A 15,352-nucleotide genomic window follows, 5' to 3' on the forward strand; every position below is an offset into this window, starting at 1 on the left:
GCCCATGCTTCGGATTCGCGGCGGCACGGTGTACGACCCCGCCAACGGCGTCAACGGCGAGCTGCGCGACGTCTGCATTGCGGGCGGCAAGGTCGTCGCCGACGACTCCGCGCAGACCGGGCGCACCATCGACGCCACCGGCATGATCGTCTTCCCCGGCGGGGTGGACGTCCACACCCACATCGGCGGGGCGGCGCTCAACTTCGCCCGCGGGCTCATCCCCGAGCAGCACCGCAAGGCCACGCCGATCTTCCACAGCCCGCACACCCGCGGCGGCATCATCGGCACCACGCCCACCACCTTCGCCACCGGCTACGTCTACGCCGGCATGGGCTGGACCACCGCCAACGAGGCCGCGGTTCCGATCCTCTCGGCCAAGCACACCCACGAGGAACTCCGCGACACGCCCATCATCGACAAGACCTGCTGCGTGCTGATGGCGAACAACGAGATCATCCTCGACCTGCTGGAGAACGACGAGTTCGAGCGGGCCAAGCAGGTGGCGGCGTGGCAAGTCTGGGCGGCGAAGGCCTACGGCATCAAGGCCGTGAACCCCGGTGGCGTCGCCGGCTGGAAGTGGGGCAAAGACTGCAAGGGCCTGTCGGACGTGGTCCCCGGCTACAAGAAAGTGACGCCGGCGAAGATCGTCGCAGCCCTCGCCCGCATCGCCGACGAGCTGAACCTGCCGCACCCGGTCCACCTCCACTGCAACAACCTCGGCGCCCCCGGCAACGCCAGCACCACCGTCGAGACGATGAAGGTGCTGGAGGGCCGCCGGACGCACCTGGCGCACCTCCAGTACCACGCCTACGGCGGCGACGACTGGCACTCCATGCGCTCCGCCGCGGCCGAGGTTGCCGAGCACTTCAACGCGAACAAGAACCTCACCACCGACGCCGGGGCGGTCCTGTTCGGCACCACCGTCACCGTCACCGCCGACGGCCCGTGGCAGCACCTGCTCTACCAGCTCACCGGCCGCAAGTGGGCGAACCTGGACGTCGAGAACGAGACCGGCTGCGGCGTCGTGCCGTACGTCTACAAGGAGAAGAACCTCGTCAACGCGATCCAGTGGGCCGTGGGGCTGGAACTCCTGCTGCTCATCGACGACCCGTGGCGCATCGCCCTGACCACCGACCACCCCAACGGCGCGACGTTCTGGCGCTACCCCGAGATCGTGCAACTCCTGATGAACGCCGACTTCCGCAAGGAGCAGTTGGCGAAGTTCCCCGAGGTGGCCCGCAGCCGGATGGTGCTGCCGGACCTGACGCGTGAGTACACGCTGAACGAGATCGCCATCATCACGTCGGCCGGTCCCGCGCGCACTCTGGGGCTACCGCAGAAGGGTCACCTCGGCGTCGGGGCGGACGCCGACGTGGCGATCTACAACCACAACACGGACGTGGCGGCGATGTTCGCCCACCCGCGCTACGTCATCAAGGGCGGCATCCTGGTCGTCGAGGAAGGCGAACTGCGGGCGTCGCCGGAGGGCCGGCAGTTCGCGGTGAAGCCGCAGTACGATGAGGCGGTCGAGGACTACCTCCGCCCGCTGTTCCAGCAGCACTACACGATGTCGTTCGAGAACTACCCGGTGGCCGCGGGGCGCGTCCACGGGCTCGAAGTCGTTGAGCCCACATCCTCGTCGTAGGCAAGCACCGCCCTATGCTCACGCTTACTCTCAGAGAGCCGACGGTGGTGCCGCTGGAGGCCGAGTGCCTCTCGCCGGACGTGCTCGCGCCGCTGACGCACGCCGAAGTCCGGGCGCTGCCGGTGATGCGCGGCAAGCGCCAACTGCGGCTCGACGACGTGTTCGACGTGGACGGCGTCGGCTCGGACGATGTCGAGCTGCGCGGCGACCTCGGCCGCGTGAAGTGGGTCGGCCGCGCGATGACCCGCGGCCGCGTCCGTATTCTCGGCAACGCCGGGATGCACCTCGGTGCCTATATGACCGGCGGCAGCATCGAGGTAACGGGCAACGCCTCCGACTGGGTCGGCGGCGAGATGGCCGGCGGCACCATCCGCGTCCGCGGCAACGCCGGCGGCCAGCTCGGCTCGGCGTACCGCGGCAGCATGTCCGGCATGAGCGGCGGCAGCATCGTCGTCGACGGCGCGGCCGGGATCGAGCTCGGGATGCGGATGAAGCGCGGGCTCATCGCCGTCCGCGGCCCGGTCCGCGACTTCGCCGGCCTTCAGATGAAGGGCGGCACCATCGTGCTGATGAGCGGCGCCGAGCTGCGGACCGGGGCGTGGATGCAGCGCGGCACCATCATCAGCCTGAAGCCGCTGCGGCTGCTGCCGACGTTCGCGTTCGCCTGCGAGTACCGCCCGTCGTTCCTGCCTCTGTACGCGAAGCACCTCGCGGCCCTGGGCGTCGAGCTCCCCGCCGACGGCACCTACCGCCGGTTCGCCGGCGACGCCGCGGTCCCCGGCAAGGGCGAACTCCTCGTGTGGCACGGCGGCTGACGGAGCCGCCACGCCTCATCACCCGACTCACGCGTGACTCGGCCGGCGGCGCATTTCCCCTTCAGAGCGCCGCCGTCGATTGGTACACCGCAAATAGTCCTACAGCCGAAGTTCTTCAGTCGGGCGGCCCGACGCCTCGCGCCCGGTAAAACGCGACCGTGCGCCGAACGCCTTCCGCGAGCGGCGTCGCCTGCCAGTCGGCGAACACAGCCTCGATCGGCGACGGGTGCGGCGGGCGGTTCACCGGCAGCACCGGCCCCGCGGCGGACAGCGCGGCCCCGGGCACCTCCGCACGGACGAGGGCGAGCAGTTCCTCTGTCGTGGCCGGCTCACTCAGCAGGTCCACGACGGCGGCGCCGGGCGGCGTCTCCAGTGCGGCGCGGACGAACGCGCGGGCCACGTCCTCGACGTAGTCGTAACCGGCGGTGCCGGTGTAGCCGACGGCGAACGGCTCGCCGCGGGCCGCCGCACGGGCCGCGAGCGACGGGCCGGCGGTGAGCCCGCCGTCGCGCTCCGGGCCGTACACGACGTGCGGCCTCACGCCGAGGGAGCGGACGCCGAAGTGCCGCCAGTACTGCTCGGCGACCTGCTCCAGCGCCTTCTTGAACGCCCCGTACAAGAACGGCGGCGGGTCGTCGGGCTGCGGCCCGAACACGGCCAGGCTGCTGGCGTAAGACAGGCCGCGGGCGTTCACCCGCCGCGCCTCCTCGAACAGCGTTACGCCGCCGAGGACGTTTACCGCGGCGCCGGCGCACGGGTCGGCCTGGCACGCCGGCGTGAGCACGGCCGCGAGGTGGACGAAGTGCGTGACGCGGTGCTCGTCGCAGGTGCGGCGGAGGGCGTCGTGGTCGAGGAGGCTGGCGGCGACGAACGGCACGTCGGCGGCGCGCGGGCCGAGGACGCGCCGCCACCGGTCGGGGTTCGCGGCGACGTCGAGCGCCACGGCGCTGACACCGCGCGCGAGCAACTCGCGCAGCACCCACGTGCCGACGAACCCGGCCCCGCCGGTGACCAGCACTACGTCGCGCATCGTCGTCCTTGTCAGTCGTGGAGCGCGATCGCGCGGCCCGGCCCGCCGTGGCAGCCGCGAATCTTCCCCGCCGCGAACAGGAAGTACGACCCCGCCGGCAGCGCCCCCAAGTTCGTCAGGAACTCCACGCCCGCCATCCCGCGGCTGCCCAGCGCCCAGTACGTCCACAGGGCGTGCTTCGGGTCCACGCCGCCGAGCGTGGGGGCGTCCGTCGCCACGCAGCGCACGCCCTTCGCCGCCAGGTACGCCACCGCCTCCGGCCCCGGCGCCGGCCACCCCTCGGCCTTCCCCTTCAGCGGGTCGGCCAGGCACGCCTCGCCCTTCGGCAGCGGGTGGTAGAACCGGTCCGACCAGTCCGACCTCAGGATCACCACGTCGCCGGCCGCGAACGGGCCGTTGCCCTTCTCGAACGCCTGGAGGTGCGCCACCGTCACCTCCGGCGACGCCGGCCAGCGGTCGCGCGGAATCGTCCCCAGCAGCGGCCGCACGTCCACGACCCGGGCGCGGCCACACGTCTGACCGATCGGCACCTTTTCGGCCGTCACGTCGCTGGTGCCGCGCGGGCCGTACCGCTTCTCGTACTCGGCGAGCCACTGCCGCACGTCCGCGGCGTACCCCTGGGGGTCGAACGGGCCGGGCGGCAGGGCGTAGGCCGGCGGCACCAGGTGCGTGCCGGCGTGGCTGTCGAGCATGTGCATCGGGAACGGCGTCCGAGTGTTCGGGTTCTTCCCGAACGTGATCGTCTGGTACGCCTGCCGGTGGTCGCCGACGCCGGCCCCCGGCCACGTCGCCGGCAGGTCGTCGGCCAACCCCACCGACAGATCGACCGCGTTCTTCTTCCGCGCCGCCGCGATCAACTTGCCCGCGAGCGGGCCGACGACGGCGAACGCCCGCGCCTCCGAGTACGGGTCGCCGAGGTGCTTCGGCCCCATCGCGCAGTAGAACGCGCCGGTCGCCGGCAACGCCCCGAGGCCGGTCGCGCTCTCGGTCCAGATCATGCCGTGCTTCAGGCCGGCGAAGTGCGTCGGCTCGGCGAGGTCGCCGAGCGGCCCCATGCTGGTGCTGTCGATGCCGAGGGTCATCACGCCGCGGCTCGCCAGGTACTCGACGCAGGCCGGGTCTGGCCCCGGCCACCCCGGCGCCTTGCCGGCCACGGGGTCGGCGCCGAACCGCCGCCCCGCCGGCAGTGCCTTGTAGTACTTGTCGCTGTACCCGCTGCGGAACAGCACCACGTCGCCGGAGCCGAGCGGCCGGTGCTCCTTCTCCCACCGGGCGACGTGCGACTTGGTGATGAGGTCGCTGCGGCCGGCGGGGGCGCTGTCGAGCAGCTCGGCGCAGTCGATCACGCACGCCTCGCCGCCGAACTGCCAGGCCGGCACCTTGTCGGTGGTGACGGCGCCGTACTTGCCGGCATTCGGGAAGCCCGAATCCGGCCGGGTGACGGAGTGCGTCGGCACGTCGAGCTGCGTGCCGGTGTTGCCGTCCATGATGAGGATGTCGCAGTTGTAGGCGCTGCGCGGGCCGATTCGGAGGTGCGGGTTCAGCTGGAACGGCGGGAACGTCGGCCACGTGCAGGGGTGGTCGGCGGCGACGAGCAGCGACAGGTCCAGGAACTTGTCGGCGGCCGCAGGTGGTTGTGACGGTCCGGCAGGGGCGGCGATCAGGAGGAGGACGGCGGCCGCGGGGAGTCGGCGACGCATGGCGGGGCCCGGGAGGAGAGTTTCGGCCCGATTGTGACCGCCGGCGCGGGCCGCCGCAAGCCCCCCGCGTCATGGCAGCTCCGGCACCCAGTGGGCGAAGTTCACTCCGCCGTCGAGCCGCGTCAGCTGCCGCGCCGCGCCCCCGGCCGCGGGAACCACGAACAACTGCGGGTACTTCCCCTCGAACGACACGAACGAAACCGCCGCCCCGTCCGGGCTCCACTTCACCCGCCCGCACGGCGCCGCCCGCGTGGTCAGCCGCCGGCGGTTGCCGCCGTCGAGGTCCGCGACGAACACGTTCGGGACGCCGTCGGCCTGGGCGATGAACGCGACGCGCTTGCCGTCCGGCGACACGTCGGGGCCGTCGGTCGAGCCGTGGCGGTCCTTCGCCGACAGGCGAAACTCGACGTACCGGTTCCCCTCGGTCAGCCGCTTCAACCCCGTGCCGTCGGCCCCGACGCGGTACACGTCGCCGTCACGGCGGACGAACACGACCGTTTTGCCGTCCGGCGTGAACTGTGGGGCAAAGCACTCGCCGTGCTCGGGCGTGAGTTCGACCGGCCGGCCGGCGGGGAGCGCCGCGAGTTGCAGTCGATAGCCGCGGGCCGGGCCGGAGAAGACGACGCGGTCGCCTGAGGGGTTCAGCGCGGCCATGTAGGTATAGCCGAGGTGCGGGGCGAGGAACGCGGGCGAACCGCCGTCCGCGCCCGCGACGACGACGCGCCCAGTAGCGCCGTCGTGGGCGGTGAACACGAGCCGCCGGTCGTCCGCGGACAAGGCGAAGCCGAACGCCTCCTTCACAGCGAAGCGGTCGGCGTCGCCGAGCTGCCGGGTGAGGGCGTCGGGCGGGGTCAGGCTGGCGGCGCCGGAGCCGTCCCACCGGCAGCGGTACACCTGGCACCGGCCGCGCGGCCCGGCCTGGTAGTACACCCACCGGCCGTTGCGGCTGGCGAGCGGGTAATCGACGCCCGGCCCGGGGGCAACGATGCGCGTCAGGCCGGTACCGTCGGCGCGAACGGCGTGTATGCTGCCGAGCGTGGGCGTGGCCTCAACGCCGCCGGGCACGTCGCGGGACTCGTACTCGCCGTCCCAGGTGCGGACGGAGAATACCAGCCCCGGCCCGGCCGCGTGCGCGGGGGCGGCGAGCAGGAGGGCGGCGGCGAGCCACGGCAGGCGGCGGGTGGGGAACACGGTCGCACCTCCAGGGGTGTCAGCCGCGTCAGTCTACCCGGGGGCGGCGACGTAGTAGAGGTTCATCACGTCGTGCGGCAGTTGCTCGACGCGCACGTCCCCGAAGCCGGCCGCCGCGAGCATCTCCAGCGCCAGTTCCTTCCCCCACGCCGCGCCCAGGCCCGCGCCGCCGCCCGCCAGCGACACCGACATGCAGTGCATGCACGACACCGTGTACACGAACGGCCCCAGCGGCAGGTCGTGGTTCCCGCCGACGTGGATGCACGCGCGGATGTCCTGCATCAGGAACACGCCGCCCGGCCGCAGCGCAGCCGCCACGTTGCGCAGCACCGCCGCCGGGTCCGCCTGGTCGTGGATCGCGTCGAACGCCGTAATCAGATTGAACGCGGCGCGGTCGCACATCGTTGCCGCGTCGCGGGCCTCGTACCGAACGTTCCGCAGTTCCCGTTGCCAGGCATTCTGGCGGGCCGCCTCCACCGCTTCCACCGAGGCGTCGTACCCGACGAACCGGCTGGCCGGGAACAGTTCGGCGAGCCGGGCCAGGGCGCGGCCGACGCCGCACCCCACGTCGAGCACGTCGATCCCGGCGCGGAGGCGGGCGGCGAGGCCGGGCACGAGCGGCACGATGTGCTCCTCCAGCGCCGCCACCGTGGTCTGGTCGCTCTCCTCGGCCATCACCTCGTGGAACCGACGGTACGCAGAGTACGGCACCCCGCGGCCGTGGCGGAACGCGGCCGCGACCTCGTCCTCGGCGGCGCCGAGCACGCCGACCCACTGCATCGACGCGGCCAGGTTCGTCGGGCTTGCGCCGCGGGCCAGCACCGCCGCGTGCTCGGCCGGGAGGGTGAACGTGTTCACCGCCGGGTCGTGCTCGACGACTCCGCCGACAGTCATGGCCCCGAGCCACTCGCGGACGTAGCGCTCGCTGAGGCCCGCGGCCGCGGCGAGTTGCGGGCTGGTAAGGGGCGGTTGGTCTCGCAGTGCGTCGAACAGCCCGGTGCGGTGGCCGAGCGAGGTCATGAGCGCGACCGCGGCGCCATTCAGGTGGCCGACCATCTTGCCCGCGAACGCTTCCGCGCGGGCGGCGTCGTACGTCGTCGTCATGGCGTCACCTCGGTGCGACGGGTCTCGATCAGCGGCCGCGCCCGGCGGAGGCGAGGAACGAGCATGGGCACCCGCGCCCGGTACGCCTCGTACTCCGGGTGGGCGGCCGTCAGGTCGCGCTCCTCGAGCACGAGGGCGATCAGGATGTAAGCCGTGGTCCCGGCCGCGAACAACAGGTGGGCTGCGGTCATGGTCGGGGCGGCCCAGAAGACGGTCAGCCAGCCGACGTACAGCGGGTGACGGACCCACCGGTACGGCCCCGGTGTCACGAACCGGGCCGGCGGGTACGGCCGCCCGCGGGCGAACAGCACGACCTGCCGCAGGCCGAACAGGTCGAAGTGGTCGATCAGGAAGGTCGTCCACAGTACGATCAGCCACCCGGCTGAGAACGCCGCGTACACCGCGACCCGGGCCGCGCCGTCCGTATCCCACACGACCCCGCCGAGCGGCCGCCACAGGGCGAACATCAGCAGCAGGGCGGCGCACGAGAGCACACAGTAGGTGGCCCGCTCGGCAGCTTCCGGGACGTACCTCGTCAGCCAACGCTTGAACGCGGGCCGTGCCATCCCGCTGTGTTGGACGGCGAACACGGCCAGCAGGCCCACGTCGATCGCGACCGCGGCGAGGAGGCTGCCCTCGCGCGGGCCGTCGAGGCGGGTCGGGGTGAGGAACCCGCCGACGAACCCGATCGCGTACACGAACGTGGCCAGGAACAGGGCGTACCCCGCGACCCCGTACGCCAGCACCAGCACGCGGAGGAGCATGACCGGCTTCCTCTGAGAGGTAAAGCGGGGCGGCCCGGTGTCGGGCCGCCCCGCGGGAGAGGGGGCGTCAGTCCTGGATCAGGATGTTGTCGCCGAGCCCGCCGTCGAGCACGTCGGCGCCCGGGCCGCCGACCAGCACGTCGTCGCCGGCGCCTCCCAACAGCACGTCGTTGCCGGCACCGCCGATGATCACGTCGTCGCCGTCGCCGCCGTCGGCCGTCAACTGGATCGAGCCCGCGGCCAGGCCCGACGCCTCGACCACGTCGTCGCCGGCCAGGGCGTTCACCCGCACCCGGTCGTTGGCGGCCTCGAACCCGAACAGGTTGACCTGAGCCGCCAACCCGAACACCGACACGCCCGCCGCGTCGCCGGCCAGCAGTGCCACGTCGTCGCCGCTCGTGCCGGTGACGATGACGTTGTCCGCCGCCCCGTCGGCCCCGCCGAGGTTCAGGTTCACCTCGGTCACGTCCGTCCCCGTCAGGTCGCCCACCGTGATGGTGTCGGCCCCGCCCACGGCGTTGAACGTGACGACCTCGGTGTCGTTGAGGTCCATCACGACGGCGGCCACGTCACGGGTGAACAGCACCCGGCCGCCGTTCGCCGTGATACCGATCTGTTCGCTGATGTTAGCCCCGTTGAACCGCAGCTCGTCGTGGCCGTCCTGCCCCTCGACCACGTCGTTGTCGTCGCCCGGGTTCCACACGAACACGTCGCCGCCGGCGCCGAGTAGGGCGGTGTCGGTGCCGTCGCCGCCGGTGACGAGGTCGTTCCCCTCGCTGCCGACGAGCAGGTCGTTGCCGAGGCCGCCGTTCATCGTCAACTGCAGGCCGTCGGCCTCCAGCGAGGTGGCGTTGATGACGTCGTCGCCGCCCTGGCCGTTGAGCGTCAGCCGGTCGTTCGCGGCCTCCGGGAAGAAGACGTTGACCGCCGCCGACAGGCCGAACACGGTCACGCCGCCGGCGTCGCCCGCGGCGCCGAACACGTCCGCCCCGTTGGTGCCGTTCACGGTCACTGTGTCGGCCGCGCCGTCGCCGCCGCCGTTCGGGCCGCGCAGGTCCACGTCGATGCGCGTCACGTCGGTCCCAGTCAGGTCGCCGACCACGACGTTGTCGGCGCCGCCGAGCGCCCGGAACTCGATCGCCTCGGTGTCCTTCAGGTCCATCGTCACGCTCGCCACGTCGCGGAGGAACAGGACGCGGCCGCCGTTGGCGGCGATGGTGATGTTCTCGGCGATGTTCGCCCCGAAGAACAGCAGCCGGTCGGTGCCGTCCTGGCCCTCGATGGTGTCGTTGCCGTCGCCCGGGTTCCACTGGAACACGTCGTTCCCGGCGCCGAGGAACGCGACGTCGTTGCCGTTGTCGCCGAAGACGAAGTCGTAACCGGCGCCGGCGAAGAAGGTGTCGGCCCCCTGGCTGCCGAGGAGCACGTCGCCGCCGTCGCCGCCGTCGATCGTCAGCTTCACGACCCCGGCCGGCAGCGTCGTCGCGGTCACGCCGTCGTCGCCTCCGAGGGCGTTGATGACGAGCGCGTCGTTGGCCCCCTCCGTGGCGGTAACGTTGACGACCGCGTGGAGCCCGAGCACGGAATACGCGCTGCCGGAGCCGAACACGTCGATGACGTCGTCGCCGCCGGTGCCGGTCACAGTCACGGTGTCGGCCGCGGCGTCACCGGCCCCACCGGGGGCCGCGAGGTTCACGTTCACCTGCGTCACGTCGGTGGCGGCCAGGTTTCCGACGGTCACCGTGTCGGTGCCGGCGAACACGTTCAGGTCCACGGCCTCGACGTCGTTCACGTCCATGACGATGTTGCCGAGGTTCCGCGTGAAGCGGAGCCGCCCGCCGTTCGCCGACAGGTCGAATGCCTCGCTCCCGGCGCTACCGTTGAACAGCAGCCGGTCGGTCCCGGCCTCCCCCTCGACCACGTCGCTACCGTCGCCCGGGTCCCACTGGAACACGTCGTTGCCGGCCCCCATCAGGACCACGTCGTTCCCCTGCTGGCCGTCCACGAAGTCGTCTCCGTCGCCGCCGAGGAGCAGGTCCACGCCGTTGCTGCCGAGGATGGTGTCGTTCCCGGTGCCGCCGTCCACGGTGATGGCGATCAGCGCCGCGAGGTTGCCGGTGGCGGAGAAGCGGTCGTCGCCGCCGCTGGCGTTCAGCACCAGCTCCTCGGACGTGCCCACGTCGATGCTGAACGGCGCGGGGTCGAGCCGGTCGAAGCGGACGCGGGTGCCGTTGGCGGTAACGGTGAACACCTCGGCACCGTTTCCGCCGTTCACCTCGACGGTGTCGGTGCCGGCGCCGCCCTCGTTCAGGTCGGTGTCGTCACCCGGGTTCCAGACCATGCGGTCGTTGCCGGCCTCGCCGAACACCTGGTCGTCGGCGTCGCCGCCGGTCAGAGTGTCGTTGTCGGCGCCGCCGAACAGGAAGTCGGCGCCGCCCTTGCCGAGCAGGATGTCGTTGCCGGCCTGGCCGAACAGCATGTCGGCGCCGCTGCCGCCGGTCAGCACGTCGCTGCCGGCGCCGCCGAACAGGTTGGCCCGCGGCAGGGCGCCGTTCGCCTCGTTCAGCGTGATCGTGTCGCTGCCGCCCTGGCCGAACACCTGGACGAGCGACGTGTTCGCCACCGTCGCGGTGCCGCCGGTGACGGCGACCGCGCCGCCGTTGACGAGCACCTTCCCGGCCGCGTCGCGGCTGACGGTGATGGTGTTGTCGAAATTGTCGCCGAAGACGCTGAGGACGCCGGCGGAGAAGGTGGCAACCACGGCCGGCACCTCGCGGGCCTCGAGGCCGTGGACGGCGGGGGCGAACCGCACCGGCCGGCCGCTACGGTACGAGCGGCGGGCGGAGCCGCGGAGGAGGGCACGGAACAGGGCGCGCAGCATGGCGGCCTCCAGGTACAGGGGGTACAACAGACCGGACAGCGGGTGTCGTGTCGGGCGTACCGGGCTAATCCGCGAACGGGCGCGGGCCGGCCAAGATTTTTTTGAGGCGGCGGGCATGGCCGCGAACGACTCGGTGGCGATCCTGATGGACCGGCTCCGCTCCGGCGAGGACGGCGCCGCCCGCGAGGTGTTCGAGCTGTTCACGCACCGCCTCGTCGGCCTCGCCAGGAAGAACCTCGGCGGCCGGCTGGCGGTGAAGCTGGACCCGGAAGACGTGGTGCAGTCGGCCTACAAGAGCTTCTTCCTCCGCCAGCGCGACGGCGGCCTGGACGTGGGGAGTTGGGACGGCCTGTGGGGCGTGCTGACGATGATCACGCTCCGCAAGTGCGCCGACCGAGCGGCGTACTACCGTGCGGGGAAGCGCGACGTGGCCCGCGAGACGGTGACGAACGCCGACGACAGCGTGACGCCGGCCGACCTGGTGCTGGACCGCGAGCCGCAGCCGGACGAAGCCGCGGCGCTCGCCGAGACCGTGGAGGAGCTGTTCCGCAGCCTCGACGACCCCGACGAGCGGGCCATCCTGGAGTTGAGCCTACAGGGCTTCACGGCCGCGGAGGTGGCGGAGCAGTTGGGCCGAGCCGAGCGCTCGGTCCGGCGGTTGCGCGAGCGGCTCCGCAAGCGGCTCGAACGGATGCAAACGGGCGCCGTCTGACGCCCGGATTCAGGCTGGTCGCCGGCGGCCTTGGCGTGTGCCCTTCGGAGCGCCGGCCGGAGCTTGCGGCCGCATACATGAGAGCATCGCCCGCCCCCGGACCGCCCCGATGTCGAGCGCACTCCACTCCGACGGCGAAGGCGTCATCCGCCAGTTCGAGAACGCCTGGCGCGCCGGCCGGCCGGACCTCGCGGCGTTCCTCCCCACCGACACGCCACCGCCGACCGAGCTGCTCCTGGAGCTCGTCCACGTCGATCTCGAGTTCCGCTTCCGCAGCGGCGACGACGCCCGCGTCGAGGACTACCTGCCGCGCTTCCCGGCGCTTGCCGCCGACGCGCTACTGCTCGACCTGATCCGCGCCGAGTTCGCCCTCCGCGGCCGGCACCGCCCGCCGGCCGCGCCCGACGACTTCGCGCGCCGCTTCCCCGAGCACGCGTCCGAGTTCGTCGGTCACAAGAAGCCCGGCCCGCTCTCGCCGACCCGCCCCGCCGGCCCGTCCGCCGAGCCGCTCACGGTCGCGCCCACCATCCCCGGCTACGCCGTCGTCGCCGAGCTCGGTCGCGGCGGCATGGGCGTCGTGTACAAGGCCGACGACCTCATCCTCCGCCGCACGGTGGCCCTGAAGACGCTCGGGTCTGTCCCCGCGGCGGACAGTAAGGCGCGCTTCGCCCGCGAGGCCGAGGCCATCGCCGCGCTCGACCACCCGCACATCGTCCCCGTCTACGAGGTCGGCGAGTGGACGGTACCCGGAATGCCCCCGGTGCCGTTCTTCGTCATGAAGTATTACCCCGGCGGCAGCCTCGACGCGGCCCCCGCCGGCCCCGGCACCGACCCCGCGGCACAGGCCCGCACCGTGGAGGTGATCGCGCGGGCCGTCCACCACGCCCACCAGCGCGGCATCCTCCACCGCGACCTGAAGCCGTCGAACATCTTGCTCGACGACGCCGGCTGGCCGCACGTCGCCGACTTCGGCCTCGCCGGCCGGTTCGACCCGACCGACCCGCGCACGCTCACCGCGGAGGTGGTCGGCACGCCGGCGTACATGTCGCCCGAGCAGGCCCGCTCGCCGAAAGAGGTGACCGTCGCCGCCGACGTGTACGGGCTGGGCGCCGTGCTGTACCACCAGTTCACGGGCAAGCCGCCGTTCGTCGGCGCCACGCCCCTCTCGACGCTGGAGCTGGTGGCGAACGCGGCTCCCGAGCGGCCGACGGCGGTGAACCCGGCCGTGCCGCGCGACCTGGAGACGATCTGCCTGAAGTGTTTGGAGAAGGAGCCGGCCCGCCGGTACGCGACGGCGCTGGACTTCGCGGACGACCTGGAGCGGTGGCGGACCGGCCGGCCGGTGCTGGCACGGCCGACGCCCGGCTGGGAGCACGGCTGGCGATGGGCGCGGCGGCACCCGGTGGTGGCGGCGATGGGCGCCGTCACCGCGGCGGCGCTGCTGCTGGCGGTGGGCGTCCTGGCCCGCAGCAACGCCGAGATTCAGGCGAAGGAGCGCGAGACGCACGAGGCGTACCTCCGCGAGTGCGCCCTCAAGTACAAGCTGTCCGACGCGCTGGCCCGCGAGCAGCAGACGCTCTACCTGGAGCGCGTCGCGTCGGCCGGGCGGCTGGTGTCGTCGAACCAGCTGCCGCAGGCGTGGAAGCTGCTCGACCAGTGCCCGCCCGAGCACCGCGGGTGGGAGTGGAAGTACCTCGACGGCCTACGCCGCGCCGCGCCGCCGGCACTCACCGGCCACGACGCCTGGGTCGCGCACGTCGTCTTCCTCGGCGACGGCAACCTGCTGTCGCTCGACAACAACGGTACCGTCCGCGTGTGGAACCCGGCCGGGGCGACGGTGCGGACGTGGGCCCTCGGCCCGGAGCGCGCCCACACCTTGGCGGCGCACCCGACGCGGCCGTGGGTGGCGGTCTGCGACCCGTGGCGGGTGACGGTGTGGGACGCGGCCGCGGGGCAGAAGGTCAAGATGCTCCCTGCCGACCGCCGCGCCGCGTTCAGCCCGTGCGGCCGCTGGGTGGCCCTCGCCGCGGGCCGCGGCGTGCGCCTCGTCCGCGCCGACGACTGGAAGCAGACCCACGCCCTCGCCGGCCACGCCGCCGACGTGCGGGCCATGACCTTCAGCGCCGACGGCAAGCAGCTCTACACCGGCGACATCGACGGCGTCATCCGCCGCTGGGACGCGGCGACCGGAGAGGTGGTCGGCGAGCCGTGGCAGCGGCCGCGGGCGGTCGCGGGGTTGGCGTTCTCAGGCGACAACAGGTGGCTGCTGGAGGCGCACTCGGAGGGCGTGGTGGTCGTGGACCCGGCCACCGGGCGCCACGTGCGCCGCGTCGCCCCGACCGCGCCGGGCCGGACGCTGCTGGCGGCGTGTCCGGTCTCGGACCGGCTGGCCGTGGTCGGCCCCGACCGCGAGGTCATGGTGTGGGAGTGTGGCGGCGGTGCAGGGCCGGTGTGCCGCGGGCACGCGGCGAAGGTATCCGCACTCGCCTTCTCGCGCGACGGCCGGCGACTCGCCTCCGCCGGCGGCGACCAGACGGTCCGGGTGTGGAACCCCGCGCACGAACCCGGCGTGAGCACGGTGGCGAACGTGCGCGGCGTCGGGTCGCTGGCGGTGGCCGCGTCCCACGTCGCGGTGACGGCCCGAGCGGCCGGCCTCCCCCCGGGCGTGTTCGGTGTGATGGTGTTCGATCCCGCGGGCCGGGTTCGGACCGTCAGCGCCGTCGGCGACTGTGCCGCGAGCCCGGACGGCACCCACTTCGCCGCCGGCCTCCCCGACGGCGGCATGACCTTGTGGGACGCCACGAGCGGCGCCCCGGCTTGGGCGCACGCCGATCCCGATGTCAAGGCGCTGGGCACGGTCATGCGGCTGGCCGTAGCCCCCGGCGGGAAGCGGGTGGCGGCGCGGCCGGCCGGCGGGCAGATAGCGGGGTCTGCCGTCCGCGTGTGGGACGCGACCGGCCGCGGCGTGGACCTGCTCGTCGGCGAGCGGTTCCTGTACGCCCTGGCCTTCTCGCCGGACGGTACACGCCTCGCCGCCGCGACCGCCGGCGGCGCCGGCGTGTGGGACGCGGACACGGGCCAGCGCCAGCCCTGGGCCGACGGGCCGCGAGAGGCCTACGCCGTGGCGTTTGCGCCAGAGGGTGACCGCGTGGCCGTTTCGGAGGCAGGAGCCGTGCGGGTGCGGGAGGTGAAGGCGGGGGCGGTGGTGCAGTCGTTCGTCGGCAGTCCGCTCCGGGTGAACGCGGTGGCGTTCAGCCCCGACGGCTCGCGGCTGCTGACCGGCGGGGCCGACGGCACGGTTCGCGTCTGGGACGTGGCGAGCGGCCAGGAACTGCTGACGCTGACGGCGTCGGACACGGAGGAGGCGACGGCGGTGGCGTGGGTCGGCGGCCGGGTGTATGCGGCCGTCGGCGGCGCCGTCCGGGTGTGGAGCCCGCCGGCGGAGTGACGGACCGGCAGGACCGTCGGGAGCAGTTGGCGGCCGGCTGGAGCGGGGGAACTCGGGGCGAA

Annotated in this window: 10 protein-coding genes; 4 read left to right on the plus strand and 6 right to left on the minus strand. The window is 72.9% G+C overall.

Annotation, left to right across the window (positions count from 1 at the left end; translation table 11 throughout):
• The first annotated feature begins 4 nt into the window (after window positions 1-4).
• Both ETAA1_RS23710 and ETAA1_RS23715 read left to right on the plus strand, forming a co-directional pair.
• A complete protein-coding gene (locus ETAA1_RS23710; RefSeq protein ID WP_145242940.1) occupies window positions 5-1,645 on the plus strand; it encodes a formylmethanofuran dehydrogenase subunit A in 1,641 nt (546 codons plus the stop codon).
• Window positions 1,646-1,659: 14 nt separating this feature from the next.
• Window positions 1,660-2,460 carry a formylmethanofuran dehydrogenase subunit C gene (locus ETAA1_RS23715; protein ID WP_145242942.1) on the plus strand — a complete coding sequence of 267 codons (801 nt, stop codon included), beginning with the start codon at window positions 1,660-1,662 and terminating at the stop codon, window positions 2,458-2,460.
• Between the two features lie 115 nt (window positions 2,461-2,575).
• Here ETAA1_RS23715 and ETAA1_RS23720 read toward each other — a convergent pair whose 3' ends face one another.
• The 6 genes from ETAA1_RS23720 to ETAA1_RS23745 form a co-directional block, all read right to left on the minus strand.
• A complete protein-coding gene (locus tag ETAA1_RS23720; RefSeq protein WP_145242945.1) occupies window positions 2,576-3,490 on the minus strand; it encodes an NAD-dependent epimerase/dehydratase family protein in 915 nt (304 codons plus the stop codon).
• An 11-nt stretch (window positions 3,491-3,501) separates the two neighbouring features.
• Entirely contained in the window at window positions 3,502-5,190 is a 1,689-nt protein-coding gene (locus ETAA1_RS23725; protein WP_145242947.1) for a cyclase family protein, read from the minus strand.
• Window positions 5,191-5,259: 69 nt separating this feature from the next.
• The gene (locus ETAA1_RS23730; protein ID WP_145242949.1) at window positions 5,260-6,381 is read right to left on the minus strand and encodes a TolB family protein; all 1,122 of its coding nucleotides are present in this window, start codon (window positions 6,379-6,381) and stop codon (window positions 5,260-5,262) included.
• A 33-nt stretch (window positions 6,382-6,414) separates the two neighbouring features.
• Entirely contained in the window at window positions 6,415-7,485 is a 1,071-nt protein-coding gene (locus ETAA1_RS23735) for a class I SAM-dependent methyltransferase (RefSeq protein WP_145242951.1), read from the minus strand.
• Window positions 7,482-8,249 (minus strand): methanethiol S-methyltransferase, encoded by a 768-nt coding sequence (gene mddA / locus ETAA1_RS23740; RefSeq protein WP_145242953.1) that lies wholly within the window; start codon window positions 8,247-8,249, stop codon window positions 7,482-7,484. The genes ETAA1_RS23735 and mddA overlap by 4 nt, the downstream gene beginning before the upstream one ends.
• 67 nt (window positions 8,250-8,316) lie before the next feature.
• Window positions 8,317-11,130: a beta strand repeat-containing protein gene (locus ETAA1_RS23745; RefSeq protein WP_145242955.1), complete on the minus strand. Its 2,814-nt coding sequence runs from the start codon at window positions 11,128-11,130 to the stop codon at window positions 8,317-8,319.
• Between the two features lie 115 nt (window positions 11,131-11,245).
• Between ETAA1_RS23745 and ETAA1_RS23750 the strand changes: the two genes are divergently transcribed.
• Both ETAA1_RS23750 and ETAA1_RS23755 read left to right on the plus strand, forming a co-directional pair.
• Window positions 11,246-11,842 (plus strand): RNA polymerase sigma factor, encoded by a 597-nt coding sequence (locus tag ETAA1_RS23750; protein ID WP_202920366.1) that lies wholly within the window; start codon window positions 11,246-11,248, stop codon window positions 11,840-11,842.
• 109 nt (window positions 11,843-11,951) lie between these two features.
• Entirely contained in the window at window positions 11,952-15,290 is a 3,339-nt protein-coding gene (locus ETAA1_RS23755) for a serine/threonine-protein kinase (RefSeq protein ID WP_145242958.1), read from the plus strand.
• Window positions 15,291-15,352 lie beyond the last annotated feature (62 nt).

The organism is Urbifossiella limnaea (genome assembly GCF_007747215.1).
Taxonomy (GTDB): Bacteria; Planctomycetota; Planctomycetia; order Gemmatales; family Gemmataceae; genus Urbifossiella; species Urbifossiella limnaea.